Source organism: Rhodococcus aetherivorans (genome assembly GCF_025722975.1).
Lineage (GTDB): Bacteria > Actinomycetota > Actinomycetes > Mycobacteriales > Mycobacteriaceae > Rhodococcus > Rhodococcus aetherivorans.
On sequence record NZ_CP106982.1, the window covers coordinates 5416156 to 5442482 of the forward strand.

The 26327-nt window shown below is 70.5% G+C and carries 24 protein-coding genes; 13 read left to right on the forward strand and 11 right to left on the reverse strand.

What is annotated here, in order from left to right; genetic code table 11:
- Window positions 1-8: 8 nt before the first annotated feature.
- Genes OCS65_RS24780 through OCS65_RS24800 form a run of 5 tightly spaced genes read right to left on the reverse strand, consistent with a single transcriptional unit; the run spans window position 9 to window position 5899 of the window.
- Complete coding sequence (locus OCS65_RS24780) at window positions 9-1667, reverse strand: AMP-binding protein (protein ID WP_050034592.1); 1659 nt, start codon at window positions 1665-1667, stop codon at window positions 9-11.
- Window positions 1668-1716: 49 nt separating this feature from the next.
- A complete protein-coding gene (locus tag OCS65_RS24785) occupies window positions 1717-2814 on the reverse strand; it encodes an acyl-CoA dehydrogenase family protein (RefSeq protein ID WP_263507933.1) in 1098 nt (365 codons plus the stop codon).
- Entirely contained in the window at window positions 2811-4004 is a 1194-nt protein-coding gene (locus OCS65_RS24790; RefSeq protein ID WP_263507935.1) for an acyl-CoA dehydrogenase family protein, read from the reverse strand. The genes OCS65_RS24785 and OCS65_RS24790 overlap by 4 nt, the downstream gene beginning before the upstream one ends.
- 34 nt (window positions 4005-4038) lie before the next feature.
- Window positions 4039-5073, reverse strand: coding sequence for a phosphotransferase family protein (locus tag OCS65_RS24795; protein WP_006942877.1), 1035 nt, complete (start codon window positions 5071-5073; stop codon window positions 4039-4041).
- On the reverse strand, window positions 5060-5899 hold the full coding sequence (locus OCS65_RS24800; RefSeq protein WP_006942875.1) for an enoyl-CoA hydratase-related protein: 840 nt from the start codon (window positions 5897-5899) through the stop codon (window positions 5060-5062). Before OCS65_RS24800 ends, OCS65_RS24795 begins: the two co-directional genes overlap by 14 nt.
- A gap of 351 nt (window positions 5900-6250) precedes the next feature.
- On the opposite strand from OCS65_RS24800, the gene OCS65_RS24805 reads away from it, so the two are divergent.
- A complete protein-coding gene (locus tag OCS65_RS24805) occupies window positions 6251-7288 on the forward strand; it encodes a phosphotransferase family protein (RefSeq protein ID WP_029541167.1) in 1038 nt (345 codons plus the stop codon).
- A 61-nt stretch (window positions 7289-7349) separates the two neighbouring features.
- On the opposite strand, the gene OCS65_RS24810 is transcribed toward OCS65_RS24805, so the two are convergent.
- Window positions 7350-8132, reverse strand: a complete 783-nt coding sequence (locus OCS65_RS24810; protein WP_043801479.1) for an IclR family transcriptional regulator — start codon at window positions 8130-8132, stop codon at window positions 7350-7352.
- 203 nt (window positions 8133-8335) lie between these two features.
- Between OCS65_RS24810 and OCS65_RS24815 the strand changes: the two genes are divergently transcribed.
- Genes OCS65_RS24815 through OCS65_RS24825 form a run of 3 tightly spaced genes read left to right on the forward strand, consistent with a single transcriptional unit; the run spans window position 8336 to window position 11002 of the window.
- Complete coding sequence (locus OCS65_RS24815) at window positions 8336-9103, forward strand: CoA transferase subunit A (RefSeq protein ID WP_029541161.1); 768 nt, start codon at window positions 8336-8338, stop codon at window positions 9101-9103.
- Complete coding sequence (locus tag OCS65_RS24820) at window positions 9100-9762, forward strand: CoA transferase subunit B (protein ID WP_006942868.1); 663 nt, start codon at window positions 9100-9102, stop codon at window positions 9760-9762. Before OCS65_RS24815 ends, OCS65_RS24820 begins: the two co-directional genes overlap by 4 nt.
- A gap of 49 nt (window positions 9763-9811) precedes the next feature.
- Window positions 9812-11002: an acetyl-CoA C-acetyltransferase gene (locus OCS65_RS24825; protein ID WP_185712663.1), complete on the forward strand. Its 1191-nt coding sequence runs from the start codon at window positions 9812-9814 to the stop codon at window positions 11000-11002.
- 605 nt (window positions 11003-11607) lie between these two features.
- On the opposite strand, the gene OCS65_RS24830 is transcribed toward OCS65_RS24825, so the two are convergent.
- A complete protein-coding gene (locus OCS65_RS24830) occupies window positions 11608-12345 on the reverse strand; it encodes a GntR family transcriptional regulator (RefSeq protein WP_006937917.1) in 738 nt (245 codons plus the stop codon).
- A 196-nt stretch (window positions 12346-12541) separates the two neighbouring features.
- Here OCS65_RS24830 and iolC point away from each other — a divergent pair, with 196 nt between their 5' ends.
- The 7 genes from iolC to OCS65_RS24865 are packed head-to-tail and all read left to right on the forward strand — an operon-like array spanning window position 12542 to window position 20177.
- Window positions 12542-13528, forward strand: a complete 987-nt coding sequence (gene iolC / locus OCS65_RS24835; protein WP_263507937.1) for a 5-dehydro-2-deoxygluconokinase — start codon at window positions 12542-12544, stop codon at window positions 13526-13528.
- Entirely contained in the window at window positions 13521-14423 is a 903-nt protein-coding gene (locus tag OCS65_RS24840) for a Cgl0159 family (beta/alpha)8-fold protein (protein ID WP_263507939.1), read from the forward strand. The genes iolC and OCS65_RS24840 overlap by 8 nt, the downstream gene beginning before the upstream one ends.
- 5 nt (window positions 14424-14428) lie before the next feature.
- A complete protein-coding gene (gene iolB / locus OCS65_RS24845) occupies window positions 14429-15322 on the forward strand; it encodes a 5-deoxy-glucuronate isomerase (protein ID WP_029541104.1) in 894 nt (297 codons plus the stop codon).
- A 4-nt stretch (window positions 15323-15326) separates the two neighbouring features.
- Window positions 15327-17342, forward strand: a complete 2016-nt coding sequence (gene iolD, locus OCS65_RS24850; RefSeq protein WP_029541101.1) for a 3D-(3,5/4)-trihydroxycyclohexane-1,2-dione acylhydrolase (decyclizing) — start codon at window positions 15327-15329, stop codon at window positions 17340-17342.
- Window positions 17343-17370: 28 nt separating this feature from the next.
- Complete coding sequence (locus tag OCS65_RS24855) at window positions 17371-18276, forward strand: sugar phosphate isomerase/epimerase family protein (RefSeq protein ID WP_263507943.1); 906 nt, start codon at window positions 17371-17373, stop codon at window positions 18274-18276.
- A gap of 21 nt (window positions 18277-18297) precedes the next feature.
- Window positions 18298-19338: a Gfo/Idh/MocA family protein gene (locus OCS65_RS24860; protein WP_006937906.1), complete on the forward strand. Its 1041-nt coding sequence runs from the start codon at window positions 18298-18300 to the stop codon at window positions 19336-19338.
- Window positions 19339-19343: 5 nt separating this feature from the next.
- Complete coding sequence (locus tag OCS65_RS24865; protein WP_065923541.1) at window positions 19344-20177, forward strand: sugar phosphate isomerase/epimerase family protein; 834 nt, start codon at window positions 19344-19346, stop codon at window positions 20175-20177.
- 202 nt (window positions 20178-20379) lie between these two features.
- Here the strand turns inward: OCS65_RS24865 and OCS65_RS24870 are convergent, their stop codons facing one another.
- The 4 genes from OCS65_RS24870 to OCS65_RS24885 all read right to left on the reverse strand — a co-directional run bounded on the left by OCS65_RS24870 (window position 20380) and on the right by OCS65_RS24885 (window position 24408).
- A complete protein-coding gene (locus OCS65_RS24870) occupies window positions 20380-21036 on the reverse strand; it encodes a GntR family transcriptional regulator (protein ID WP_029541081.1) in 657 nt (218 codons plus the stop codon).
- Between the two features lie 104 nt (window positions 21037-21140).
- A complete protein-coding gene (locus OCS65_RS24875) occupies window positions 21141-22130 on the reverse strand; it encodes a transketolase family protein (protein WP_065923033.1) in 990 nt (329 codons plus the stop codon).
- The gene (locus OCS65_RS24880) at window positions 22127-23011 is read right to left on the reverse strand and encodes a transketolase (protein ID WP_006937900.1); all 885 of its coding nucleotides are present in this window, start codon (window positions 23009-23011) and stop codon (window positions 22127-22129) included. Before OCS65_RS24880 ends, OCS65_RS24875 begins: the two co-directional genes overlap by 4 nt.
- Window positions 23008-24408, reverse strand: coding sequence for an MFS transporter (locus OCS65_RS24885; protein ID WP_029541079.1), 1401 nt, complete (start codon window positions 24406-24408; stop codon window positions 23008-23010). The genes OCS65_RS24880 and OCS65_RS24885 overlap by 4 nt, the downstream gene beginning before the upstream one ends.
- 186 nt (window positions 24409-24594) lie before the next feature.
- On the opposite strand from OCS65_RS24885, the gene OCS65_RS24890 reads away from it, so the two are divergent.
- Window positions 24595-25419, forward strand: a complete 825-nt coding sequence (locus OCS65_RS24890; RefSeq protein WP_050034588.1) for a sugar phosphate isomerase/epimerase family protein — start codon at window positions 24595-24597, stop codon at window positions 25417-25419.
- A 32-nt stretch (window positions 25420-25451) separates the two neighbouring features.
- A complete protein-coding gene (locus tag OCS65_RS24895; protein ID WP_006937897.1) occupies window positions 25452-26225 on the forward strand; it encodes an SDR family NAD(P)-dependent oxidoreductase in 774 nt (257 codons plus the stop codon).
- The last annotated feature ends 102 nt before the right edge of the window (window positions 26226-26327 follow it).

Consider the following 26327-nt stretch of genomic DNA (forward strand, 5'->3'; position numbering starts at 1 on the left):
TCCTCGGGTCAGGACGACGCGACCCTGCGCATCTCGCGGCGCAGGATCTTCCCGCTGGTGGTCTTGGGCAGCTCGTCCAGGATCTCGACCGACCGCGGGGCCTTGTAGGTGGCCAGCCGGTCGCGGCACCACGCCACCAGCTCGTCCGGGTCGACGTCCTGGTCCGGGCGCAGGCTCACGAACGCAGCGACCGACTCGCCGCGGTAGGAGTCGGGCACGCCGACGACCGCGGCCTCGCGGACCGCCGGATGCCGGTAGAGCACGTCCTCCACCTCGCGGGGCCAGACCTTGAACCCGGAGGCATTGATCATGTCCTTCTTGCGGTCGACCACGTACACCCAGCCCTGTGCGTCCATGAAGCCGACGTCACCGGTCAGCAGCCGCCCGCCCGGGATGGATTCGGCGGTGGCCTCGGGCAGGTTCCAGTAGGCGGGGACGACCATGGGACCCTCGACGGCGATCTCCCCGACCTCGCCCGGTCCGAGGTCCTTGCCGTCCTCGTCGACGATGCGCACCATCGCGGTGGGCAGCGGCAGGCCGATCGACAGCGTGCCCGAGTCCGGATCCACCGGCGCCTCGCGGCCGGAGGGCACGACGACACAGGGCGCGCTGGTCTCCGTCAGGCCGTAACCGTTGCGGATGTAGAGGCCGGTCCGCTCGCGGAAGCGCTCGACGATGGCCGGTGGCAGCGGCGCGCCACCGGAGTTGAGGGTCAGGAGCGACTCGAACGCGTCCGACGAGAACGACGGATGCGCCAGCAGCGCCATGTACGCGGTCGACGGGCCGACCATGAACGCGGGCCGCTCCCGCTTCAGGACGTCGAGCACCACCCCGGCGTCGAAGCGGTAGGCCAGCACCAGCGGACCGGCCAGATCCACCGCGGTGAGCAACTGGACGACCATCCCGGTGATGTGGAACAGCGGCGCGAGAGCGAAGATCGGCGAACCCGCCGGAATCTCGTCGTACAGGCGCAGCAGTACGCAGTTGACGGTGAGGTTCGCGTGGGTGTTGGTGGCGCCCTTGGGCAGTCCGCTCGTCCCGGACGTGTAGGAGACGAGCGCGATGTCGTCGGGGACCAGGCCCGGATCGGGGACGGGGCGGCCCGCCCACTCGCGGGCGACCTCCAGTAGGTCGGGGACGCCCGGCGTACGGCGGCGCTCGACGCCCGCGAAGAGCCGCTCGTCGTTCCGGGTCTGCAGGTCCAGTTCGCTCGCGGTCAGCGCGATCGTCACGCCCGCCCCGGCGGCCCGCTCCGCCACCCGGTCCGCCCACGCCTGTTCGCCGCACACGACGGCGACGACGCCGGCGTCGGTGAGGATGTGGTCGAGTTCGTCCTTGTACATCGGGTTCAGCGGCACCACCGCGCCGCCGGCCTTCCACGCGCCGAACAGCGCGAGGACGAACTGCGGCACGTTCTGCAGGTACACGGCCAGCCGGTCGCCCCTGCGGAAGCCGTGTTCGAGCAGGTAGGCCGCCACGCCGTCGGTCAACTCGTCGACTTCCCGATAGGTCAGCGTCGCACCGAGATACGTGATCGCCGGCCCGTCCGGCGCGGCGGCGACGGCGTCGGCGAACACCTCGAGCGTGGTCCGCCGCGGGACGGGTCCGACCTCGGCCACGCGGGGATCGTACTGGGCCATCCAGGGCCTGTCGTCGTACCAGCTCATCGTGGCGGCACCTGTCCTTTCGTGTGTTGTTGCAGCGCAATCGTTTCGGTCACGAGACCGGCAGGCCGACGAGGTCCGCCAGCCGGGCACGGTGCCGGGACGGGACGCCGAGCGCGAGCTGATCGGCCTTGGCCCGCTTGAGGTAGAGATGCGCCGGGTACTCCCAGGTCATGCCGAGGCCGCCGTGCAACTGGATGCACTCCTCGGCAGCGTGGACGGCGACGTCGCTGCAGTAGGACTGGGCGACCGCCGCCGCGATCGCGGTGTCGTCGTCGCCGCGTGCGTACGCGTCGGCCGCGTACCGGGCGGCCGACAGCGCCGCGCCCACCTCGAGCCACAGATCGGCGAGCCGGTGCTTGATCGCCTGGTACGAACCGACGGCGCGGCCGAACTGGCGGCGCTCCTTGACGTAGGCGACGGTGGTCTCGAGGCACCACTGGGCCACGCCGAGCTGCTCGGAGGCGAGCAGCACCGCCCCGCACTGCAGCGCCTCGGTCACCGCGGCGGCCGCGTCGCCGCCGTCGACGCGGGTGGAGGCGGCCCCGGCGAACTCGACGTCGGCGATCGGCCGGGTCATGTCCAGCGACAGCACCGGGGTCACCGTGACGCCGGCGGCGTCCGACCGGACGGTGTGCAGTTCGAGGCCGTCCGGCCCCGCGACGGGGACGACGAGGACGTCGGCCTCGTGTGCCCCGGCGACGCTGGTGACCCGTCCGGTCAGGCCGTCGGCCGTGCGACGCACCCCGGTGATCGCGGCGTCCGGCGCCGTCGACAACGGCACGACGAGGGCGCCGGTCGCGGCGCCCTCCGCGAGGGCCGGCACGGTCCCGGTGTCGCCGGCGCGCAGCAGCGCGACGGTGGCGAGCACCGCGCTCGACAGGTACGGCATCGGCGCGGCGGCCCGGCCGATCTCCTCCATGACGACCGCGGCCTCGCGGGTGCTCGCGCCGGCGCCGCCGAGCGACTCGGGCACCAGCAGCCCCGCCAGCCCGAGTTCGGCGGCGACCGTCTTCCACACGCCCGAGAAGTCGGCGGGCGCGACGTCGTACGCGGTCACCACGACGGACGGTGGGCAGCGGTCGGTGAGCACGCGACGGACGCTGTCCCGCAGGGCGTCCTCGGTGTCGGAGTACAGCAGGTCGGTCATCGCGCCAGGTCCTTCCACGGAATGTCCTTGTCCACACGGTGTTCCGGCGGCAGCCCGAGTACCCGCTCGGCGACGACGTTGCGCAGGATCTCCGACGTGCCGCCCTCGATCGAGTTGCCCTTGGCGCGCAGATACCGGTATCCGGGTTCACGGCCGGTGAAGTCCACCGCCTCAGGCCGGCGCAGGGTCCAGTCGTCGTATCGGAGGCCGTCCTCGCCGTGCAACTCCACCTCGAATCCCGACACGGTCTGGGCGAGGCGGGCGAACGCGAGCTTCATGCCGGAGCCCTCCGGACCGGGCTGGCCCGCGGCGAGCTGCTGGCGCAGGCGTTCTCCGGTCAGCCGGGTCACCTCCGCCTCCACCCACAGCCGCATCAGCTGGTCGTGCCGCGCCGGGTCGCGCAGCTCGGGACGCTCGCGCCACGTCGCGGCGACCTTGCCGATCATGCCGCCCTCGCGGGGCGCGCCGGAGCCGATCGCGACGCGTTCGTTGTTGAGGGTGGTCGTGGCGACGCGCCAGCCCTGCCCCTCGTCGCCGAGCCGGTTGGCGTCGGGTACCCGCACGTCGGTGAGGAACACCTCGTTGAACTCGGCCTCGCCGGTGATCTGCCGCAGGGGCCGCACGTCGACGCCCGGATCGCTCATGTCCAGCAGGAAGTACGTCAAGCCGGCGTGCTTGGGCACGCTCGGGTCGGTGCGGGCCACCAGGATCGCCATCTGCGCGTTCTGCGCGCCCGACGTCCACACCTTCTGGCCGTTGACGATCCAGTCGTCGCCGTCGCGGACCGCGCGGGTCGCGACGGCGGCCAGGTCGGAGCCGGCGCCGGGCTCGCTGAACAGCTGGCAGTAGATGTGCCGTCCGGTGTAGAGGGGACGCAGGAACCGGCGTTTCTGCTCCTCGGTGCCGAACGCCGCGATGGTGGGCGCGGCCATGCCCAGGCCGATGCCGTTGCGGCCCGCGGCGGGCCGGGGTGCTCCGGCGGCGGCCAGTTCGGCCTCGACCTGCGCCTGGTGACTCTGCGACAGGCCGAGTCCGCCGTGGCCCGGCGGGAAGTGCACCCAGGCGAGACCCGCGTCGAACCGAGCGCCGAGGAAGTCCTCCGGCCCGGTCGTGCTCGGATCATACTGGTCCAGAAGATGTTTCACGCGCCCGGAGAGGTCGCGCGAGGTCGTCTGCTCGTCGGGGGACATCGTCGTCTCCTGCGTGTCGAGGGTGGTGGGGGCGTCAGATGCCGGCTTCGTCGGCGATCTCGCGGGCCTTGTGGACGAGAGCGTCGATGCGCGCGACCGTGGGAGTGCCGGCCGCGGCCTTGTTCTGCGGTTCGTCGAGGGCGCGGCGCATCACACCCTCCGCGATCACCGCCACCTTCCACAGCCCCAGCGCGTGCCAGAACTTCAGCGCCGCCGGGTCGCGGCCCGTCTCGTCCAGGTAGACGGCGGCGAGTTCGGCGCGGCTCGGGAAGCCCTCGAGGGTGGAGGCGGGGAAGTCGCCGCCGGTGTCCTCCCCCGGCTCGGGCCAGTACGCGAACAACGACCCGACGTCGGCGAGGGGGTCGCCGACGGTGGACAGTTCCCAGTCCAGCGCGGCGACGACGTCACCGCTCTCGCACGAGGTGATGACGTTGCGCAGGTGGAAATCACCGTGCACCAAGGTGATTTCGTGCTGTGGCGGCACGGCGGCCAGGAGCCGGCGGGTCAGGTCGTCGAGTTCGGGCAGCTCGCGGGTCTTCGACTTCTCCCACTGGCCGGCCCAGCGGTGCAGCTGCCGCTCCGCATACGGCTTGGGGCGGGCGAGGGCGTCGAGCCCCGTACGTTCGAGGTCCACGGCATGGATCCGGCCGAGCGTCCGCGCGAGCGACAGCCCGATCCGGCGGCGGCGCTCCGGCGTCAGGGATTCGGCGACGGACATCCGGTCCACCACCTGTCCGTCGACGAACTCCATGAGCACCAGCGGCACGTCACTGAATGCCGGATCGTCGGTGAGCCCGAACACCTTCGGCGTCGGCACGTCGGTGCCCTCGAGCGCGGAGAGGATGCGGGCCTCGCGCGCGACGTCGTGCGCGGACGCCAGTAGGTGCCCGAGCGGCGGTCGCCGCAGCACCCACCGGCGGCCGTCGCCGTCCTGCACCAGGTAGGTCAGGTTCGACTGTCCGAGCCCGATGCGGTCGAAGGTCAGCGGCGCGGTGTGCTCGATGCCGAGGTCGCCGAACCAGCGCAGGATCGCGTCCGGGTCGATGCCGACGGTTTCACGCAGGGGCATGGGCACTCCCGGGCAGGGCGGCGAACGCGGGGGCGCGCCGCTCGAGGTGACTGGCGACGCCCTCGGCGACGTCGGGACCGCGGAAGGCCTCGCGCATCAGGCGGTCCGCGGCGGCGAGCGCGTCCGGGTAGGACCGGTCGGCGTCGTCGCGCAGCTGCTGCTTGATCGTCGCCATCGACCGCGGCGAGCAGTGCGCGGCGAGGTCGGTCGCGTAGGCGACGGCGGCGTCGACGACGTCGCCGGTGGTGACGAGATGGTCGAGCAGGCCGATCCGGTGGGCCTCGTCCGCGTCGACCATACGGCTCGACAGGAGCAGGTCCGTGGCGCGGCTGTGGCCCACGAGGCGGGGCAGCAGCCAGCTGATGCCGTACTCGGCGATGAGCCCGCGGCGCGCGAACGCGGTGGTGAACCGGGCGGTCGGGTCGCCGAAGCGGACGTCGCAGTAGAGAGCCTCGACCAGGCCGAGTCCCGCGACGGGTCCACGGATCGCGGCGACGAGCGGTGTGCGGACCCGCAGCGGGAAGTCGCGCGGGCGTGGCCGCATCAGGTCGTCGTCCGACGCGTCGGCGACGTGGCGCAGGTCGTCGAGGTCGGCGCCGGAGCAGAATCCGCGGCCGGCACCGGTGACGACGACGGCCCGCACCTGCGGGTCGTCGTCGGCCTCGGCGAGCAGGTCGAAGTAGCGGTCCTCGAGCGCGTTGCTCCAGGCGTTGAGCTTGGCCGGCCGGTTGAGGGTGAGCAGGGCGACGGGGCCGCGCCGCTCGGTCAGGACCAGGTCGTCGGTGGTGGCCACGCCGCGGGTCGCCGCGGCGGGTGCGTCGGTCATCCGGGTGCTCCTTCACAGCAGGGAGTCACGTAACTTGACGTCAGATTCAAGTTGCTGAGCGCTCGCATAGTTTGCGCCCGAGGCGGTGTGATGTCAATCGCTCGGGCCATCCGGATGTGACCGGGGCAGGCGGCCCGGGCCACGGTCGGCGCGGGCTCGACGGGGCTTGCCCGATCCCCGAGTCCCGGGTCGCCGGCGGGCGGAGGACCCGGTCAGGGCCCAACGGCGTCTGGGGCGCGTGGACCGCGCCCCGAATTTCCCCGGTGGTCCGGCACGGCACGTACCGATCGGTGCGCGAGGCGAGTAAGCATGAGGGATCCGCACCGGATCCGAACGAGCAGAGAGGGCGCGATGGCTCAGGTGGATGCCGCGAGCGAGCCGATCGGCCTCGACGCAGCGCGCGTCACCGCGTGGTTCGTCGAGCACCTCCCGGACGTCGCACCCCCGTTGCACTTCGAACTGATCACCGGAGGCCGGTCCAACCTCACCTACCGGGTCCGTGACGAGGCGGGGACGCGTTGGGTCCTGCGCCGGCCGCCGACCGGGGAACTGCTCTCCTCCGCCCACGACGTCGTGCGGGAGTGGCGCATCCTCGACCTGCTCGCCGGCGGCCCGGTGCCGGTGCCGCCGGTGACGGGCTGCTGCACCGACCGGTCGGTGACGGGGGCGGACTTCTACGTCATGAAGCACGTCGAGGGCATCGTCCTCGACGATGCCGAGACGGTCGCCGCGATCCCCCGGCCGAACCGACCGACCGCCTCCCGCAGCATCGTGGACACCCTCGCGGTGATCCACGCGGTGGACACCACGACCGGACCGCTGGCGCAACTGCGCAAACCGGGCAGCTACCTCGAGCGCCAATTTCGGCGCTGGAGCCGTCAGCTCACCGCCGGCGGTGTCGGTCCCGGGCCCGTGTGGGACGTCCACGAGCTCCTGACCCGGAAACTGCCCGCCGAACGGTGGACCGGGTTGGTGCACGGCGACTTCCGGCCGGGCAACCTGCTGATCGGGACCGACGGGCAGGTGCGCGCGGTTCTGGACTGGGAGCTGTGGACCATCGGCGACGTGATGGCCGACCTCGGGTGGCTCACCGCCACCTGGGCGTCGGCCGACGTGATCGGCTGGGCGCCCGATCCCGCCGACGGTTTCCTCGACGTCGACACGGTCGCCTCCCGGTACGCCGACACGACCGGCCGTGACCTCGACGACCTGCGGTATCACCAGGGCTTCGCGCTGTGGAAGCTCGCAGCCATCGCGGAGGGTGTGGCGGCGAGGTTCCGCGCCGGCGCGATGGGCGATCAGGAGGTCGACATCGACGCCCTCGCACAGCGTCCGGCGCAGCTGGCCGAGATGGCCCGCGCGGTGCTCACGGGGCGAGGGCCGGGCTGACGCGACGCGAGTGCGGGCGGTGCGGCGGCCCGATCCGGGTGCGCGTCCGGACGATCGTCCCTCACCCGGACCGCCGGGGGCGGTGGCGCAGCAACTGGGTGAGACGATGCGCCTGCCGGAGCAGCAGTTCCCCGAGTTCGGGACGACGGTCGGCGCGGAAACGGCTCTCCACCCCGGTGATGCTCAGCGCCCAGGCCGGCGCGTCCCGGTGGTCGAAGACGGCGGCCCCCATCCCCCAGCTTCCCTCCACGAGCAGGGCGGGATTGGTGGAGTAGCCGGCCAGGCGCGTCGCGGCGATCCGTTCCTCGACGGCCTGCCGGCTGTGGTCCGGCCCCCACCCGGCGGTCAGGTCGGTACGGGACAGATACTCGTCGATGTCGCGGTCGGACAGGTGGGACAGGATGACGAGCCCCGCGGACGCGACACCGAGGGGCAGCCGGATCCCGACGTGGAGGACGTGGGAACGCAGCGGGAAGCTGCCCTCCTCGCTGGCGAGGCACACGGTCTCGTCCCCGCGCCGGGCGGACAGGAAGGCGCTCTCGCCGGTCTCCCGTGCGAGGTCGCGCAGGATGTCGCGGGCGAGGTCGGTGATGTCGTAACGGCCGGCCGCCAGCGAGCCGAGCAGGTACAGCTCGGGCCCCAGCGACCATCGACCGGTCTTCGGGTCGCGGTCGACGAGGCCCTCGTCGGTGAGCGAAGTCAGCAGGCGGTGCGCCGTCGGGCGCGCGAGGTTCGTCGCCCGGGCCAGATCCGAGGTCGACGAGCCGGTGGGCTCGTGCCCGGCGATCGCGCGCAGCAGCGCGCTGACGCGGCCGATCACGTGGGGTCTCTGTGCCTCCTCCATGACACGAGAATACGTCCACTCAGTGAACGCCGTCGAAATCGACGTTCCGATGGGCGAGCAATCTCGAATGCGCCGCTCGCAAGGCCTTGAAATCGGCAAACACAGAGCATGTAGTGGTACTCGACCGATGCGTCATCGTCCATTGAATGAACGCATCCTGCACCGGGGTCCGGAGGGACCGAAGTCTCGAGAAGGGGTCTGTGATGGGAACGAAAGTGTTCGACACGCCCGCGGCCGCCGTCGCGGACGTGTCCGACGGCGCGACGATCGCCGTCGGCGGGTTCGGGTTGTGCGGCATCCCCGACGCCTTGATCCGCGCGCTGGTCGAGTCCGGCGTCGGTGATCTCGAGGTGTTCTCCAACAACTGCGGCGTCGACGACCACGGCCTGGGCCTGCTGCTGAACGCGCGCCAGATCCGCCGGGTCACCGCCTCCTACGTCGGGGAGAACAAGGAGTTCGCCCGCCAGTATCTCGCCGGTGAGCTCGAGGTCGAGCTCACCCCGCAGGGCACCCTCGCCGAGCGGCTGCGCGCCGGTGGCGCCGGCATCCCCGCGTTCTTCACCCCGGCGGGTGTCGGCACCCCCGTCGCGGACGGCGGACTGCCGTGGCGGTACCACGTCGACGGCTCGGTGGCCGTGGCCTCCCCGCCGAAGGAGACCCGGGCCTTCGGCGACAAGCGGTACGTGATGGAGGAGGGCATCACCGCCGACTTCGCGCTGGTGCACGCCGTCAAGGGCGACACCGCCGGCAACCTGATCTTCGACAAGACGGCGATGAACTTCAACCCGCTGGCCGCGATGGCCGGGAAGGTCACGATCGCGCAGGTCGAGGAACTCGTCGAGCCCGGCGAGCTCGATCCCGCGCAGGTGCACCTGCCGGGAATCTTCGTGCAGCGCATCGTCGAAACCGGTCCGCAGGACAAGCGGATCGAGAAGCGGACAGTCCAGGCAACGGAAGGGGCGGCACGATGACCGGCACCAAGGGATGGACCCGAGACCAGATGGCGGCCCGCGCGGCCGCGGAGATGATCGACGGCGAGTACGTCAACCTGGGCATCGGGCTGCCGACGCTCATCCCCGGTCATCTTCCGCCGGACGTGCAGGTGACGCTGCACTCGGAGAACGGCATCCTCGGCACCGGCCCGTACCCGACCGAGGAGAACGTCGACCCGGACCTGATCAACGCGGGCAAGGAGACGGTCACCGTCAATCCCGGTGCCGCATTCTTCGATTCGGCATTGTCGTTCGGCATGATCCGCGGCGGGCACATCGACACCGCCGTGCTCGGCGGCATGCAGGTCTCCCGGACCGGCGACCTGGCCAACTGGATGGTTCCCGGCAAGATGGTCAAGGGCATGGGCGGCGCCATGGACCTGGTGCACGGCGCCAGCCGCGTCATCGTGGTCATGGAACACACCGACCGCGACGGCAATTCGAAGATCGTCGACACGTGCTCCCTGCCCCTCACCGGCCAGGGTGTCGTCGACCGGATCATCACCGACCTCGCGGTGATCGACGTCGTCGGCGACGGGACCCTCGCGCTGCGCGAGCTCGCGCCGGGCGTGACCGTCGACGACGTCGTTGCGGCCACCGCGGCGCCGCTCGAGATCCGCATCGACGAGCTCGTCTGAGAGAAGTAGTCGAATACCACTGCTCGACAACAAGATCGGAGACCCCATCGTGACCAGTTCTGTCATCGTTGCCGGAGCCCGGACCCCGATGGGGCGTCTGCAGGGCGCCCTGAAGGACCTCTCCGGTTCGGACCTCGGCGGGGTCGCCATCGCCGGTGCCCTCGCCAAGGCCGGGGTGGCCCCGGAGCAGGTCGAGTACGTGATCATGGGTCAGGTGCTCACCGCCGGCGCCGGCCAGATCCCGGCCCGGCAGGCCGCCGTGGCCGCCGGCATCCCGATGGACGTGCCCGCCCTGACCGTGAACAAGGTGTGCCTGTCCGGCATCGACGCGATCGCGCTGGCCGACCAGCTCATCCGCGCCGGCGAGTTCGACATCGTCGTCGCCGGCGGCCAGGAGTCGATGAGCCGGGCCCCGCACCTGCTCGAGCACTCCCGGGCCGGGTTCAAGTACGGCGATGTGACCCTGCGCGACCACATGGCCTTCGACGGGCTGCACGACATCTTCACCGACCAGGCCATGGGCAACCTCACCGAGGCCGCCAACACCGGCACCCGGTTCGTCTCCCGTGCCGAGCAGGACGCCGTCGCCGCCGCCAGCCACCAGCGGGCGGCCCGCGCGCAGAAGGACGGGCTGTTCGACGCGGAGATCGTGCCGGTGTCGATCCCGCAGCGCCGCGGCGAGCCGGTCGTGGTCACCGCCGACGAGGGCATCCGCCCGGAGACCACCGCCGAGTCGCTGGCGGCACTGCGGCCGGCGTTCGCGAAGGACGGCACCGTCACCGCCGGGTCGGCCTCGCAGATCTCCGACGGGGCGGCCGCGGTGGTGGTGATGAGCCGGGCCAGGGCCGAACAGTTGGGTCTGTCCTGGCTCGCCGAGATCGGCGCGCACGGGGTGGTCGCCGGCCCGGACTCGACGCTGCAGTCCCAGCCGGCCCGGGCGATCGCCAAGGCCTGCGCCCGGGAGGGCCTGGACCCGGCCGGGCTGGACCTGGTGGAGATCAACGAGGCGTTCGCCGCGGTCGGGATCGCCTCCGGCCGCGAGCTGGGGCTGGACCCGGCCCGGATCAACGTCAACGGCGGCGCCATCGCGCTGGGCCACCCGCTGGGGATGTCCGGGGCCCGGATCGTGCTGCACCTGGCGCTCGAACTGGCCCGCCGCGGCGGCGGTGTCGGGGCCGCGGCCCTGTGCGGCGGCGGCGGCCAGGGCGACGCCCTCATCGTCCGCGTCCCCAAGGCGTAGGACCCGCGACCTCGAGGATCCGTCGAGGACCGTCACGTTCGGGCGGAGGCGACACGATCGCCTCCGCCCGAACGCGTGTCCGGGGACCCTGTCGCGCGCCGGCCGGCGCGCGACGCGGTCGACCGGGTATGCGGGACAGAGCTTGAAGTGCGAATGTCCCCTCGCTCCGAGATAAGGCGGCGGCCAGCGCGTCCGGGTTGGCGAGGATGAGGGCGATCCCGTCGCTGTCGCTGTCGGATTCGACCTCGGTGTGCGCATGCCCCCAGGCCCGAATAGGAATCGAAAGATACTGTTCGGCAACGGTTCCGAACGTCATCGGTGAACCCGCTCGGGAGCCGAACCGGTCACCGCGGCACCGAGCGCGCGGGACATCCGCGCACTCTCGAACACCGTCGGTGCCCGTAGCAGAGCCAGGACGACGGAGGCGAGCGAGTACTCCGCGCCGGCGGGCAGGTGCCGCACAGCCCCCGCTGCCCCGCACACGGTGACGGTCAGCGCGGCGACCGCGACTCCGATGCCGGCGCCGCGAGCGTGAGGAGATGCGCCGAGAATGCCGCGTTCACCACGACGGCCGCGACGACATCACGAGAGGCGCCCGCGGGTTCTCAGCGGTCGACGACGGTGGTGTCGAAGTGGTAGCGCGACGCGCGGTAGCAGTGACTACCGAACTCCACGGCGGTTCCCGAGTCGTCGTACGCGGTGCGGTTCATGGTGAGCAGGGGCGCGCCCGTCTTCTCGTCGAGCAGGCCGGCCTCCTCGCGGGTGGCCGCTCGCGCTCCGATGCGCTGGCGGGCCAGCCGGATGTGCACGCCGCGCGCACGAAGCGACTGATAGAGGCCGTGATCCTCGAGTTCGTCCGCATCCGGCGCGATCGCGACCGGGAGGTGGTTGTTCATGATCGCCAGCGGTTCCCCGTTGGTACACCGCAGCCGGCGGATCGACACCACCTCCGCGTCCGGCCCGAGATTGAGTTCGAGCGCGACCTCCTCGGCCGGAGGGCCCACCCGATAGTCGAGGAGCTTCGTGGTGGGGGTCTGCCCCGCGCGGGCGAGGTCGTCGAACAGGCTGGTCAGCTCCACGGGACGGTGGACGGGACTCTGGACGACCTGCGTGCCGACCCCGCGCTTGCGTACCAGCAGACCCTTGTCGACGAGTTCCTGGATGGCGCGCCGGGTGGTCGGGCGGGACAGATTGAGCCGCTGCGCCAGCGCGAGCTCGTTCTCGAACCGGTCGCCGGGGGCGAGATCCCCACCAAGGATGGCCTTTTCGATGGCCTGGGCAAGCTGGAAGTACAGCGGTACCGGGCTCGAACGGTCGAGCTCGACTGCGAGCTGTGCACTCACGGACCACTCCGATCTCCAGCGAGGCGGCCCGGCGGACCGCGGATTCAGCTGATGTGTATGTAAACACGGACATACGCTTGATTGCAAGTCAATATGTCAGGACAAAGCATTGACACGTGCCGGTGACATGGCGCACAGTTTCTGTGGACGCCGCGATCCCCGCGGACTGCCACCATCATCTTTCGGGAGTGCAGCCTTGACCACCACGCAGACGCAGACCGAGCGCCCGCTGGACGTGCTCGCCATCGGACGCAGCGGCGTCGACATCTACCCGCTCCAGACCGGCGTCGGACTGGAGGACGTGTCGACCTTCGGCAAGTTTCTCGGCGGCAGCGCCGCGAACGTGGCCGTTGCCGCGGCCCGGCTCGGGCGCAGCAGCGCCCTGATTTCCGGGATCGGCGCCGACCCGTTCGGCCGGTTCGTCCGCGCCGAACTCGAGCGGCTCGGCGTCCGGACCCGGCACCTGATCACCGACGGCCGCTACCCCACCCCGGTCACCTTCTGTGAGATCTTCCCGCCCGACGACTTCCCGCTCTACTTCTACCGCCGTCCGTCGGCTCCCGATCTGCAGATCCAGCCCGAACACCTCGACCTCGAGGCCGTCCGCACCGCGCGGCTGTTCTGGGCGACGGTGACCGGACTGTCCGAAGAACCCAGCCGCAGTGCACATTTCGCCGCCTGGGAGGCGCGCGGCCGAATCCGGAACACGGTCCTCGACCTGGACTACCGGCCGATGTTCTGGGATTCCCCGGCGGCCGCCACCGAGCAGGTCCAGCGGGCACTGCAGCACGTCACCGTCGCCGTCGGCAATCGTGAGGAGTGCGAGATCGCCGTCGGCGAGACCAATGCGCACCGCGCGGCCGACGCCCTGCTCGACCTCGGCGTCGAGCTCGCGATCGTCAAGCAGGGCCCGAAAGGCGTGCTCGGCAAGACCCGCTCGCAGTCGGTGACCGTCGCGCCCAACCCCGTGGACGTCGTCAACGGCCTCGGTGCGGGCGACGCGTTCGGCGGCTCGCTGATCAACGGACTGCTCGCCGGGTGGCCGCTCGAGAAGACCCTGCGCTACGCCAACGCCGCAGGCGCCATCGTGGCCTCCCGCCTCGAATGCTCCACCGCCATGCCCACCGCGGACGAGGTCGCCCACCTCGCCGACGCGACCGCCACGGAGGCCGTCGATGTCTGAGAATTCCACCCTGCCGTCGACCCCGCCCCAGCGGACCTACGGCGAGATCACCGAGCTGCGCGCCGAGGATCCGGGCGCCATCGAACGGGCCTGGGCCGCGCGGGCCACCCGGCCCGCGACGCGCGGCGACGGGCGCCTGATGATCGTCGCCGCCGACCACCCCGCCCGCGGCGCCCTGGCCGTCGGCGACCGGCCCACCGCCATGAACAGCCGCACCGACCTGCTCGACCGGCTCCGCACCGCGCTGGCGGACCCGGGCGTCGACGGCGTGCTCGCCACCTCCGACATCCTCGACGACCTCGTGCTGCTCGGCGCGCTCGAGGACAAGGTGGTCTTCTCCTCGATGAACCGCGGCGGGCTCGCCGGCGCCACCTTCGAATTCGACGACCGGATGACCGGCGCGACCGCCGCGTCGACCGCCCGGTACCGCATGAACGGCGCGAAGATGCTCTGCCGGGTGGCGCTCGACGATCCCGGCACCCTGTCGATGATGACCGAGTGTGCCCGGGCCGTCGACGAACTCGCCGACCACGGCCTGATCGCTATGCTCGAGCCGTTCCTCTCCCGGCGCGTCGACGGCAAGGTCCGCAACGACCTGTCGCCCGACGCGGTCATCAAGTCGATCCACATCCTGCAGGGCATCGGATCCACCTCCGCCTACACCTGGATGAAACTGCCCGTGGTCGACGAGATGGAGCGGGTCATGGACGCCACCACGCTGCCGACCCTGCTGCTCGGCGGGGACCCCAGCGATCCCGACACCGCCTTCGCCGCCTGGGAGAAGGCGCTGGGCCTGCCGTCCGTGCGCGGCCTCGTCGTCGGGCGCACCCTGCTGTACCCGCACGACGACGACGTCGCCGGCGCCGTCGCGACCGCCGTCTCGCTGGTGCGGTGAGCGCCGTGAACAGCAAGTACTACCTGCCCGCCCGCTCCACCGGCGAGGCCCCGTTCACCGTGGCCGTCACCCCCGGGACCGCCGGGTGGTCCGAATCCAGCCTGTGGGTCGTCGAACTCGGCCCCGGCGAGCACGTCGAGCACCGGTCCGGCGACGACGAGATCCTCGTCGTGCCGCTGTCCGGCTCCGCCGAGGTGCGCTGCGCCGACGAGACGGTGACGCTCGCCGGCCGCCGGAGCGTCTTCGACGGCCCCACCGACTTCGCCTACGTCGGCGTCGACAGCTCCTTCCGGGTCGCGAGCGCGGCCGGTGGCCGCTTCGCGCTCTGCGGTGCCCGCGCCACCCGCCGGATGCCGTTCCGGTACGTCCCGGCCGCCGACGTCCCCGTCGAACTGCGCGGCGCGGGCAACTGCAGCCGTCAGGTGCACAACTTCGGCACCGCGGATGTCTTCGACGCCGACTCGATCATCGCGTGCGAGGTCATCACCCCGGGCGGCAACTGGTCGTCCTACCCCGCCCACAAGCACGACGAGAACACCGACGCCGAGTCCGAGCTCGAGGAGATCTACTACTTCGAGATCGACGAAGGCGAGACGGGCACACCAGGATTCGGTTTCCACCGGGTCTACGGCACGCCCGAGCGGCCGATCGAGGTGCTCGAGGAGGTCCGCAGCGGCGACGTCGTGCTCGTCCCGCACGGCTACCACGGCCCGTCCATCGCGGCCCCCGGCTACCACATGTACTACCTCAACGTGATGGCCGGACCCGGCCCCGAACGGGCCTGGCGCATCTGCGACGACCCCGCCCACACCTGGCTCCGCACCAGCTGGGAACACCAGGAGATCGATCCCCGACTGCCGCTCCACACCGGCCGCCCGCCCCAGAGCTCAGGAGAGTAGACCAGTGGCGCCCATCAACTCCGACCGCGACGGCGCGGTCACCGGAATCCGCACGCCGGACACCGAGCACACCGTGCGCCTGACCGTGGCGCAGGCGACCGTGCGGTTCCTCGCCGCCCAGCACGTCGAACGCGACGGCGAGCGCACCCCGTTCTTCGCCGGCTGCTTCGGCATCTTCGGACACGGCAACGTCGCCGGCCTCGGCCAGGCTCTGCTGCAGGCCGAGACCGAGGACCTCGACGCCGGGCGCGAGCCCTCCCTGCCGTACGTGCTCGGCCGCAACGAACAGGCCATGGTGCACAGCGCCGTCGCCTACGCCCGCATGAAGGACCGCCTCCAGGCCTGGGCCGTGACCGCATCCGTCGGACCGGGCTCGACCAACATGGTCACCGGTGCCGCCCTCGCGACGATCAACCGCCTGCCCGTGCTGCTCCTGCCGGCGGACACGTTCGCCACCCGTGCCAGCGCTCCGGTCCTGCAGGAACTCGAACGTCCCGATTCCGGGGACGTCACCGTCAACGACTGCTTCCGTCCGGTGTCGCGCTTCTTCGACCGGGTCTGGCGGCCGGAGCAGCTGCCCGCGGCCCTGCTCGGCGCGATGCGGGTCCTCACCGACCCGGTCGAGACCGGCACCGCCACCGTCGCGATCCCGCAGGACGTGCAGGCGGAGGCGTTCGACTGGCCGGTGTCCCTGTTCGCCGAACGGACCTGGCACGTGGGCCGCCCGCTGCCCGAGCGCGCAGCGCTGGCCCGTGCGGCCGAGGCGATCCGGTCGGCGCGCCGGCCGTTGATCGTCGCCGGTGGCGGCGTCGTCTACAGCCGCGCGACGGACGCGCTGGCGCGGTTCTGCGAGCGCACCGGGATTCCGGTCGGGCAGAGCCAGGCCGGAAAGGGCTCGCTGCCCTACGACCACCCGCAGTCGGTGGGAGCGATCGGCTCGACCGGCACCACCGCCGCCAACGCCCTGGCCGCCGAGGCCGACCTGGTGATCGGGATCGGCACCCGCTACAGCGATTTCACCTCCGCGTCCCGCACCGCGTTCACCGACCCCGACGTGCGGTTCGTCAACATCAACGTGGCGTCGTTCGATGCGGTCAAGCAGGGCGCCGTCGGCGTGGTCGCCGACGCCCGCGAGACGATCGAGGCACTCGACGAGGCGCTGGCGGGCTACGCCGTCTCCGACGGCTACCGCGCCCTCGTCGCGCAGCTCGCCGCCGACTGGGAGGCGACCGTCGACGCCGTCTACTCCCCCGGCGTGCACGGCACGAACGTCGCGACGGGTGCCGAAGCCCTCACCCAGAACGAGGTCATCGGGCTCGTCAACGCCATCTCGGAACCGCGGGACGTCGTGGTGTGCGCCGCCGGGTCGATGCCCGGCGACCTGCACAAGCTGTGGCGCACCCGGGATCCCAAGGGCTACCACGTGGAATACGGCTACTCGTGCATGGGATACGAGGTCGCCGGCGGGCTCGGCGTGGCGATGGCATGCCCCGACCGGGACGTCTTCGTGATGGTCGGGGACGGCTCCTACCTGATGATGGCCACCGAACTCGTCACCGCCGTGCAGGAGGGCGTGAAGGTGATCGTGGTGCTGGTGCAGAACCACGGATTCGCCTCCATCGGCTCGCTGTCGGAATCGCTCGGCTCGCAGCGCTTCGGCACCTCGTACCGCTATCGCAGCGACCGGGGCCGGCTGGACGGCGGCGTGCTGCCGGTGGATCTGGCGGCCAACGCCGCCAGCCTCGGCGTGGACGTCCTGCGGGCGACGACCGCCGCGGAGTTCGCCGACGCCCTCGAGGCCGCGAAGGCGTCCGACCGCGCCACCGTCGTCCACGTGGAGACGGACCCGCTCATCGGCGCACCCGACAGCGAATCCTGGTGGGACGTACCCGTATCGGAGACCTCGACGCTCGAGTCCACACAGCAGGCCCGCGAGGTGTACGAGGCGTGGAAGAGGGTCCAGCGTCCCTACCTGCGCCCGTCCGAACCCGCGCCCGAATCGTCCTCCACCGACAACTGACCCCCACCAAGAGAAGGACACCCACCACATGAGCACCATCCGCGTCGGCTCCGCTCCCGACTCCTGGGGCGTCTGGTTCCCGGACGACCCGCAGCAGACGCCCCACACCCGTTTCCTCGACGAGGTGGCGGCGGCCGGCTACCGGTGGATCGAACTGGGCCCCTACGGCTACCTGCCCACCGACCCGCAGCAGCTCACCGACGAGCTCGCGGCCCGCGACCTGAAGCTCTCTGCCGGCACGGTGTTCGAGCACCTCCACCAGGACGACTCCTGGGGCGCGGTGTGGTCCCAGATCGAGGACGTCGCCAAGCTCACCGCCGCGGTGGGCGGCACCCACGTCGTGGTGATCCCGGAGATGTGGCGGCATCCCGCGACCGGCGAGGTGCTCGAGGACCGCAACCTGACGCCGGAGCAGTGGCGCAAGAAGACCGGCGGCATGAACGAGCTCGGCAAGGCCATGTTCGAGAAGTACGGCGTGCGTGCCCAGTACCATCCGCACGCCGACAGCCACGTCGACACGGAAGAGAACGTCTACCGGTTCCTCGACGGCACCGATCCCGAGTTCGTCAACCTGTGCCTCGACACCGGTCACATCAGCTACTGCGGCGGCGACAACCTGGCGATCATCGCCAAGCACCCCGACCGGATCGGCTACCTGCACCTCAAGCAGGTCGATCCCGAGGTCCGCGCCAAGGTCGAGGCCGAGGACCTGCCGTTCGGCGAAGCCGTGCGCCTCGGCGCGATGACCGAACCGCCACGCGGCATCCCGGACATGCCGCCCCTGCTCGAGGCGGTCGAGCAGCTCGGGATCGACGTGTTCGCCATCGTCGAGCAGGACATGTACCCCTGCCCGGTCGACGCCCCGCTGCCGATCGCACAGCGCACCCGAAAGTACCTGGGGTCCTGCGGGATTCCAGCCGTACGCTTCGTCTGAGTACGTCAGGAGCCACCGAGAATGTCCGACAACACCGATCTCCGCATCGCCGTGCTCGGCGTCGGCATGATGGGCGCCGACCACGTCGCCCGCATCACCGACCGCATCAGCGGCGCGCGCGTCACCGTGATCAACGACTACCTCACCGAGAAGGCCGAGCAGGTCGCCGCCACCGTGCCCGGCGCCCGCGTCGTCGCCGATCCGCTCGACGCGATCGCCGCCGACGACGTGGATGCCGTCGTGCTCGCCACCCCGGGACCCACGCACGAGAAGCAGCTGCTCGCCTGCCTCGACGCCGGCAAGCCCGTCATGTGCGAGAAGCCCCTGACCACCGACGCCGCGACGTCCCTCGAGATCGTCAAGCGCGAGGCCCAGCTCGGCAGGAAGCTGATCCAGGTCGGGTTCATGCGCCGGTTCGACGCGGAGTACGAACAGCTCAAGGCCGCCCTCGTCGCGGGCGAGCTGGGGCAGCCGCTCGTGATGCACTGCGCGCACCGCAACCCTGCGGTCCCGCCGTACTTCGACAGCGCGATGATCGTCAAGGATTCGATCGTGCACGAGGTCGACGTCACCCGGTTCCTGTTCGCCGAGGAGATCACCTCCGTGCAGATCATCAGGCCGACGGCCAACACGCTCTCCGGCTCCGATCTGCAGGATCCGCAGATCGCCATCTTCACCACCGAGACCGGCCGCCACGTCGACGTCGAGGCGTTCGTCACTACCGGCCTGGCGTACGAGGTGCGCACCGAGGTCGTCGGCGAGCTCGGCTCCGCGATGATCGGCCTGGACGTGGGACTGGTCCGCAAGACCCGCCCCGGCGTCTGGGGCGGCACCATCACGCCGGACTTCCGGGTGCGTTTCGGTGCCGCCTACGACGCCGAGATCCAGCGCTGGGTGCACGCGGTACGGTCGGGCGCCGAGACCGGCAGCTACGTCGACGGTCCCGGCGCCTGGGACGGCTACGCCGCCGCGGCGGTGTGCGAGGCCGGCGTCCGTTCGCTCGAGACCGGTGAGCGGGTCGCCGTGGACATGGTGGACCGCGCGTCCGTCCCGGGAGCGTGACCGCCGTGAAGATCGCACTGGATCCCACCCCGTTCCACCACTCCCACTCGCTGCTCGAGCTGCCCGGGGTCGTCGCCGAACTCGGCTACGAATACCTGCAACTGACCCCGCACGTGGACATGATCCCGTTCTTCAACCATCCGAAGGCGGACGACGCGCTGGTGGCCAAGTTCCGCAAGGCGTGCGCCGACGCGGGCGTCGGCATCGCCTCCGTGCTCCCCGTGCTGCGCTGGTCCGGTCCGGACGAGGATGCGCGTGAAGCCGCGGTGCGGTACTGGAAGCGCGCCATCCAGATCACGGTCGACCTGGGTGTGAACGTGATGAACACCGAATTCTCGGGCCGGCCGGAGAAGGCCGAGGAGTCCGAGCGGGCGTTCTACCGGTCGATGGAGGAACTCGTCCCGATCATCGAACGCGAGGGCATCGACGTCCGGATCGACCCGCACCCGGACGACTTCGTGGAGGACGGACTGGCCGCCATCCGGATGATCCGCGGTATCAATTCGAAGAACTTCGGACTGGTGTACGTCGCCTGCCACACCTATCACATGGGCGGCAACATGCTGGAGATCATGCGGACCGCCGGCGACATGCTCCGCCTGGTGCACGTCGCGGACACGATGGACCATCACGCCTCGCACGGCCTTCGCTACATCACCAATCCCCCCGGCAACGCGGTCCGTGTCCACCAGCACCTGAAGATCGGCGACGGCGACGTCGACTGGGACGAGTTCTTCGGGGGCCTCGCCGAGATCGGTTTCTACGACCGTGACGACACCGTGATGGAGGGAAGAGTCTGCAGATGTAATCCGAGCGGTTTAGCACGTGCTAATCCGTAGTGACGACCCTCACACATAGCCCCGGTATATGTCAAGACATATGCCCATATTCATCACCCGCGCGCACAGGACAGGTCGCCGGCGCGCCCCTCGTCGCGGGGATGCGTCGGCGGCCTGTCGAAGCGCGGGGACCACTCCGCCGTCCGAACGGGCGCGGAGAAGCGCCACGACGGCCGGACCGGCGGTACCGGAAGGAAACCGGCTACGAAACGAGGTTGGCTGCAGCCCATTTCATATGGGAACGCACGGCGGCGGCCGCTTCGTCGGAGTCGCCGGTTTCGATGGCGTCGACGATGGCGCTGTGCCGTCCGACGTCCATGTTGCCGACAGCCTTTTCCAGGCCGGCGAACATGATGGACATGCGGATCGACCCTTCGAGGGACTGCCACGAGTGCATCAGTGTCTCGTTGCCGGTCAGACGGCAGAGGATGCGGTGGAAGTTCAGATCCGCCTCGATGCGCGCATCGAGATCGTGCTCGGCACGCGCCATGATGTCGAGCGCCGCGCGCAGGGTCGGGACCACGGTGGAGCGGTCGGGAAGCTCGGCGAGCTCCCGGACCGCGAGGGCTTCGAGGGCCGCGCGGACGGCGAAGATGTCACGGATCTCCTTGGCGTCGAGGTGGCGCACGTAGAGCCGGCCCCGGGCGCCGGCGGAGATCAGGCCTTCCTGCTGGAGCTGGCGCATGGCCTCGCGCAAGGTGCCGCGGCTGATCTGGAGCATCTCGGACAGCTCGGTTTCGACGAGCGGGCTGCTGGGGGCGAGGGCGCCGCTGGTGATCGCGCTGCGCAGAGCCGCGACGGCCTGCTGGCGCAAACTGGTCTTCTCCAGTCCGAGCAGCGCGGCAGGTTGTGCGGCCATTGATGCCTCCAGGCGGTGTCAGCGGGCGACTGTCGACAGCAGTCTGTCGACAATGATACGGGCCCGCGCCGGCGGCGGCGCGGGCCCGTCCACACTGCGTCAGCTCAGCTCAGCTCGTCCAGGACGCGGGCGACGATGCGGTCGGTGCTCAGGCCGTAACGATCGTGCAGCGTCGGCAGGGCACCGGCGTCGAGGAAGCGGTCGGGCAGCGCGATCGGGGTGATCTTCCGGCCCAGGCCCGCCTCGGCGGCGGCAGCGGCCACCGTTTCGAACAGCCCTCCGACGACCGTGTGATTCTCGAGGGTGACCACGAGGCGGTCCGTGTCGATCTCGGCGAGCACGGTGGCGGCGTCGAACGGTTTGATCGTCGGGGTGTGGACCACGGCGACATCGACGTTGTGCCGGGACAGCTCCTGCGCCGCCTGCAGTGCCCGCATGGTCATCAGGCCGCTGGCGACGAAGACCACGTCGTTGCCGTCGCGCAGCACCTTGGCCTTGCCGAGCTCGAAGGTGTAGTCGTACTCGTCGAGGACGGTGGCGACCTTGCCGCGCAGCAATCGCAGATAGGTCGGCCCCTCGCAGGCGGCCAGTTGTGGTACCGCCTGCTCGATGTCGACCGAGTCGCACGGGTCGACGATCGTCAGGTTGGGCATGCCCCGGAAGATGGCGATGTCCTCGGTGGCCTGGTGGCTCGGGCCGTAGCCGGTGGTCAGGCCGGGCAGGCCGCCGACGATGTTGACGTTGAGGTTCGGTTCGGCGATGTCCAGGCACAGGAAGTCGTAGGCGCGACGGGCGGCGAACACCGAGTAGGTCGAGGCGAACGGCACCAGTCCGGTTTCGGCCATGCCGGCGGCGGCGCCGAGCAGCAGCTGCTCGGCCATGCCCATCTGGAAGAAGCGGTCCGGGAACGCCTCGGCGAAGATGTGCATGTCGGTGTACTTGGCCAGATCCGCGGACAGTCCGACGATCTTGTCGTTCTCCCGTGCCGCCGCGACCAGTGCGTGGCCGAACGGCGCGGCGGTCGTCTTCTGGCCGGGGTCGACGAAGGAGGCGATCATCGCCGACGTCTTGAGCTTGGGGGCGGTGGTGGTCATCGAGCATCCTCGAGGTCGTATCCGGCGGTCAACTGGTCGCGGCAGATCTGCCATTCGTGCTCGTCGATGCGCATGAAGTGGGCCTTCTCCCTGGTCTCCAGCAACGGCACGCCCTTGCCGACTCGCGTGTCGCACAGGACGACCGCCGGCGCGCCGCGCACGGCGGCACCGGCCGCGGCCTCGTCGAAGGCGCCGAGCAGGGCGCCGGTGTCGTTGCCGTCGACGCGGTAGGTGCGCCAGCCGCAGGCGGTCCACTTGTCGTGCACGGGTTCGGTGCTCAGTACCCCGGCGGTCGGGCCGTCGGCCTGCAGGGCGTTGATGTCGACCATCGCGATCAGGTTGCCGAGCTGGTGGTGGTGCGCGCTCATCGCCGCTTCCCAGGTCGAACCTTCGTCGAGCTCACCGTCGGACAGGAAGTTGAACACCCGTGCCTGCGAGTCCTGGTGGCGCAGACCCAGGGCCATTCCCACGGCGATGGGGAGACCGTGCCCGAGCGAGCCTCCGGAGATCTCCATGCCGGGGGTGTAGGTCGACATACCCGACATCGGGAGGCGGGAATCGTCCGAGCCGTACGTCAGCAGTTCGTCGCGGGGAACGATCCCGGCCTCGGCGAGCGCTGCGTACAGGCCGATGGCGTAGTGGCCGGTCGAGAGCAGGAACCGGTCGCGGCCGGCCCAGTCCGGGTCGTCGGCACGGAACCGGAGGTGCTCCGCGTAGACGGTGGCCAGGATGTCGGCCGCGCCGAGGGCCTGTCCGACGTAGCCCTGGCCCTGTTCCTGGCCCATGTCGAGCACATTGTGCCTGAGACGGTAGGCGAACTCGTCGACGGCGGCGAGGCGGCGGTCGCGATGGACGGCGCCGGCGTGCGCAGTGGTGGTCACAGCAGTTCCTTTTCCTTGGTGCTCGATGCCGTCCCGGACCGGTGGCGCAGCGTTGCGCCGCCGGGGCCGGAGGCGTGTTCTTCTGAGCGGGTGGCCTCGTCGGCGAGGCGACGTTCGGCCGCACCCCAGGTCTCCCGGGTGAGCAGGGCGGTGATCAAGCCGATCAGCCCGAAGGCACTGAACAGCAGGGCCGGGCCGACCCAGCCGAGAGAGACGTAGAGCAGGGTGGTGACGAACGGGGTGAAGCCGGAGACCATGGCCGAGATCTGGTAGGCCAGGGAGGCGCCCGACGCGCGCCGCGCCGCCTGGAACAATTCGGGGAACCAGGCACCCTGGGCGCCGGCGAGGGCGTTCTGGCACACCGCGTAGGCGATGACGATCGTGGCGACGATCAGGACGAACAGGCCGGTGTTGACCAGCAGGAACATCGGCACGCCGAACAGGGCGGCGAAGGCGCACACGCCCAGGTACACCGGGCGCCGCCCGATGCGGTCCGTCAGGGCGGCCCAGGCGAAGGTGGCGACGATGCCGATCGCGGAGGCGACGCACAGCGCCAGGAGCGTTTCGGATTTTCCGGCCAGGTCGTTGGTGTGCAGGTAGGAGATCATGTAGGTGATCGAGACGGCGTATCCGGCGGTTTCGGCGACCCGCAGCCCGATGCCGCGCAGGATGTCGCGCCAGTCCTTCCTGATCGACTCGAGCACCGGGGACGCGGCGATCTCGCCGCTGTCCTTGACGTCTTCGAAGACCGGCGACTCGGGCACCTTGGACCGGATGATCAGGCCCACGGCAACCAGGACGATGCTGGCGAGGAACGGTACGCGCCACGCCCAGTCACCGTCGAGGTGCACGCTGAAAAGAAAGACGAGATTCGCCAGCAGCAGTCCGACCGGGAAGCCGGCCTGGACGATGCCGGTGTAGCGGCCCTTGGCCTTCCAGGGGGCGTGTTCGTAGCTCATCAGGATCGCCCCGCCCCACTCGGCGCCGAAGGCCAGACCCTGGACGATCCGCACCGTCACCAGCAGGGCCGGGGCGACGAGTCCGACCTGGGTGTAGGTCGGTAGCAGGCCGATCGCGAACGTGGCCAGGCCCATGACGATGAGGGAGGCGACCAGGACGGGCTTGCGCCCGATCCTGTCCCCGAGGTGTCCGCCGAGGATGCCGCCGAGGGGCCTGGCCGCGAATCCGACACCGAGGGTGGCGAAGGCGGCGAGGGTACCGATGACCGGATCGCCGCTGGGAAAGAAGGCGGTACCGAAGTACAGGGCAGCGGCGGTGCCGAAGCCGATGAAGTCGTAGGTCTCGATGACCGCCCCTACCGAGGAGCCGATCGCGACGCGTTTCGCGTCTTTCGTGCCGTGGACGGGACCACGCATCCGGAGAGCATCGGTGCTCATGAACATCTCCTCTTCGAACCGGGAGGACCGGTGGGGATCGGGCAGTGGATGTCGACTGTCAACAGTGTGCACCGAGTGTGACCGCCGCCACCAGCCCCTGTCAACCGTCAATCTTCGACCGTTGACTGTTGACAGTGAATCGTTCTACCGTGGTCCCCATCACCCCGCTTCCTCGAAGGAGTTCTCGTGGTCCACGACCGGCTCGGCTGCTCGTCGATCAGCTTCCGTCACCTCGGGCTGAGCGACGCGCTCTCCACCATCGCCGAACTCGGGTTCGCCGAAATCGATCTCGGAGCCCTGCCGGGAGTGTGCGACCACGTCCCCTTCGGGCTCGACACCGCCGGCGTCGAACAGGTGACCAAGGAGGTGGCCGCGTCGGGCCTGCGCGTGCGCAGCGTCAACGGCGACATCGGCGACCTCAACCTGCCCCTGACCCCGGCACAGCGCGACGAGCGGAGACGTCACCTCGATCGGCTGCTCACCCTCACCGCCGGTGTCGGGGCCCGGGCGCTGGTCCTGCCGTGCGGAGCCCTCGACCACACCCCGGTCCGGTCATTGGACGAGGACCTCGATGCCGTTGCCGCCCAATTGGAGTGGGCAGCCGACACGGCCCACACGTTCGGCGTGGCCCTGTGGACCGAGTCGTTGCACGTGTACCGGTTGTGCTGCGACACCGCACGTGCCACGCAACTGACCGCCCGACTCTCCCCCGAGATCGGGATCGTGATGGACTTCAGCCACATCGTCGCTTCCGGCGGCGACCCGGTCGGCTTCGTCGACCTGTTCGGCCATCGCATCACCCATGTGCACCTGCGCGACGCCGTCCCGGGGAACATCAATCTCGGCATCGGCAACGGCGCCGCCGATTTCGCCGCCGGCATCGACGCCCTCACCGCCTTCGGATACGCGGGCCACTTCAGCCTCGAACTCGAAACCCGCGACATCACCGACGCGCAGCGCCCCGCCGGCACCGCGGAGGCGGCCCGCCTCATCTCCCCCCTCATTCCCTGACCCAGCCATCAACAGCCATCGAGGAGAAACCCATGTCTTCCACCCAGCGCACCGCCGTCGTCACCGGCGCCACCTCCGAGCGCGGCATCGGCATCGCCACCGCCCGCCGCTACGCCGAAGACGGCTGGGCCGTCGTCGTCCTCGACCTGGACGGTGAAAAGTCCGCCAAGGTCGCCGCGGAGATCGGCAGCGACTACTCCGTCCCGGCGTTCGGCCACGACATCGACGTCGCCGACGAGGCCTCCGTCCAGCGCGCGCACGACGCCGTCGCCGCCGAAGTCGCCGCAGGAACCCTCCCGCCCGTCGGGGCCCTCGCCAACATCGCGGGCATCACGTCACCGGTGCCGTTCCTCGACACCACCCTCGAACTGTGGAACAAGGTCATGGCCGTCAACGCCACCGGCACCTACCTGGTGACCCGCGCCTTCCTGCCGGCGATGATCGACAACGGCTGGGGCCGGATCGTCAACATGTCGTCCGTCTCCGCCCAGCGCGGCGGCGGCGTCTTCGGCAAGGTCCCCTACTCCTCCGCCAAGGCCGCCGTCCTCGGCTTCACCAAGTCCCTCGCCCGCGAACTCGGAGACACCGGAGTGACCGTCAACGCCGTCACCCCCGGAGCGGTCGACACCGGCATCCGGGTGGGCAGCACCCCCGAGCAGGAAGCCGCCATCTGCCGCGACATCCCGCTCGGCCGCACCGCCGGCACCCGCGAAGTGGCCTCGGTCATCACGTTCCTCTCCTCCGAGGACGCCGCATACCTCACCGGCACCACCGTCGACATCAACGGCGGCAGCCACATGCACTGACCGCCGGGATCCGTGCCCGGACAGGTTCACAACTACCGACAGACACGGCCCCGCACCTCCTCACCGCGCACGCGGCAGGGAGACCGTGCACTCACACGACAG

Bases quoted from the DNA above. Each gene is read 5' to 3' on its own strand.
- OCS65_RS24805 (WP_029541167.1), top strand. From the start codon at position 6,251: ATGGCTCAGGTGGATGCCGCGAGCGAGCCGATCGGCCTCGACGCAGCG.
- OCS65_RS24885 (WP_029541079.1), bottom strand. From the start codon at position 24,408: ATGAGCACCGATGCTCTCCGGATGCGTGGTCCCGTCCACGGCACGAAA.
- OCS65_RS24780 (WP_050034592.1), bottom strand. From the start codon at position 1,667: ATGAGCTGGTACGACGACAGGCCCTGGATGGCCCAGTACGATCCCCGC.
- OCS65_RS24785 (WP_263507933.1), bottom strand. From the start codon at position 2,814: ATGACCGACCTGCTGTACTCCGACACCGAGGACGCCCTGCGGGACAGC.
- OCS65_RS24795 (WP_006942877.1), bottom strand. From the start codon at position 5,073: ATGCCCCTGCGTGAAACCGTCGGCATCGACCCGGACGCGATCCTGCGC.
- OCS65_RS24790 (WP_263507935.1), bottom strand. From the start codon at position 4,004: ATGTCCCCCGACGAGCAGACGACCTCGCGCGACCTCTCCGGGCGCGTG.
- OCS65_RS24875 (WP_065923033.1), bottom strand. From the start codon at position 22,130: ATGACCACCACCGCCCCCAAGCTCAAGACGTCGGCGATGATCGCCTCC.
- OCS65_RS24800 (WP_006942875.1), bottom strand. From the start codon at position 5,899: ATGACCGACGCACCCGCCGCGGCGACCCGCGGCGTGGCCACCACCGAC.
- OCS65_RS24855 (WP_263507943.1), top strand. From the start codon at position 17,371: ATGAGCACCATCCGCGTCGGCTCCGCTCCCGACTCCTGGGGCGTCTGG.
- OCS65_RS24820 (WP_006942868.1), top strand. From the start codon at position 9,100: ATGACCGGCACCAAGGGATGGACCCGAGACCAGATGGCGGCCCGCGCG.
- OCS65_RS24860 (WP_006937906.1), top strand. From the start codon at position 18,298: ATGTCCGACAACACCGATCTCCGCATCGCCGTGCTCGGCGTCGGCATG.
- OCS65_RS24810 (WP_043801479.1), bottom strand. From the start codon at position 8,132: ATGGAGGAGGCACAGAGACCCCACGTGATCGGCCGCGTCAGCGCGCTG.
- OCS65_RS24895 (WP_006937897.1), top strand. From the start codon at position 25,452: ATGTCTTCCACCCAGCGCACCGCCGTCGTCACCGGCGCCACCTCCGAG.
- OCS65_RS24870 (WP_029541081.1), bottom strand. From the start codon at position 21,036: ATGGCCGCACAACCTGCCGCGCTGCTCGGACTGGAGAAGACCAGTTTG.
- OCS65_RS24840 (WP_263507939.1), top strand. From the start codon at position 13,521: ATGTCTGAGAATTCCACCCTGCCGTCGACCCCGCCCCAGCGGACCTAC.
- OCS65_RS24815 (WP_029541161.1), top strand. From the start codon at position 8,336: ATGGGAACGAAAGTGTTCGACACGCCCGCGGCCGCCGTCGCGGACGTG.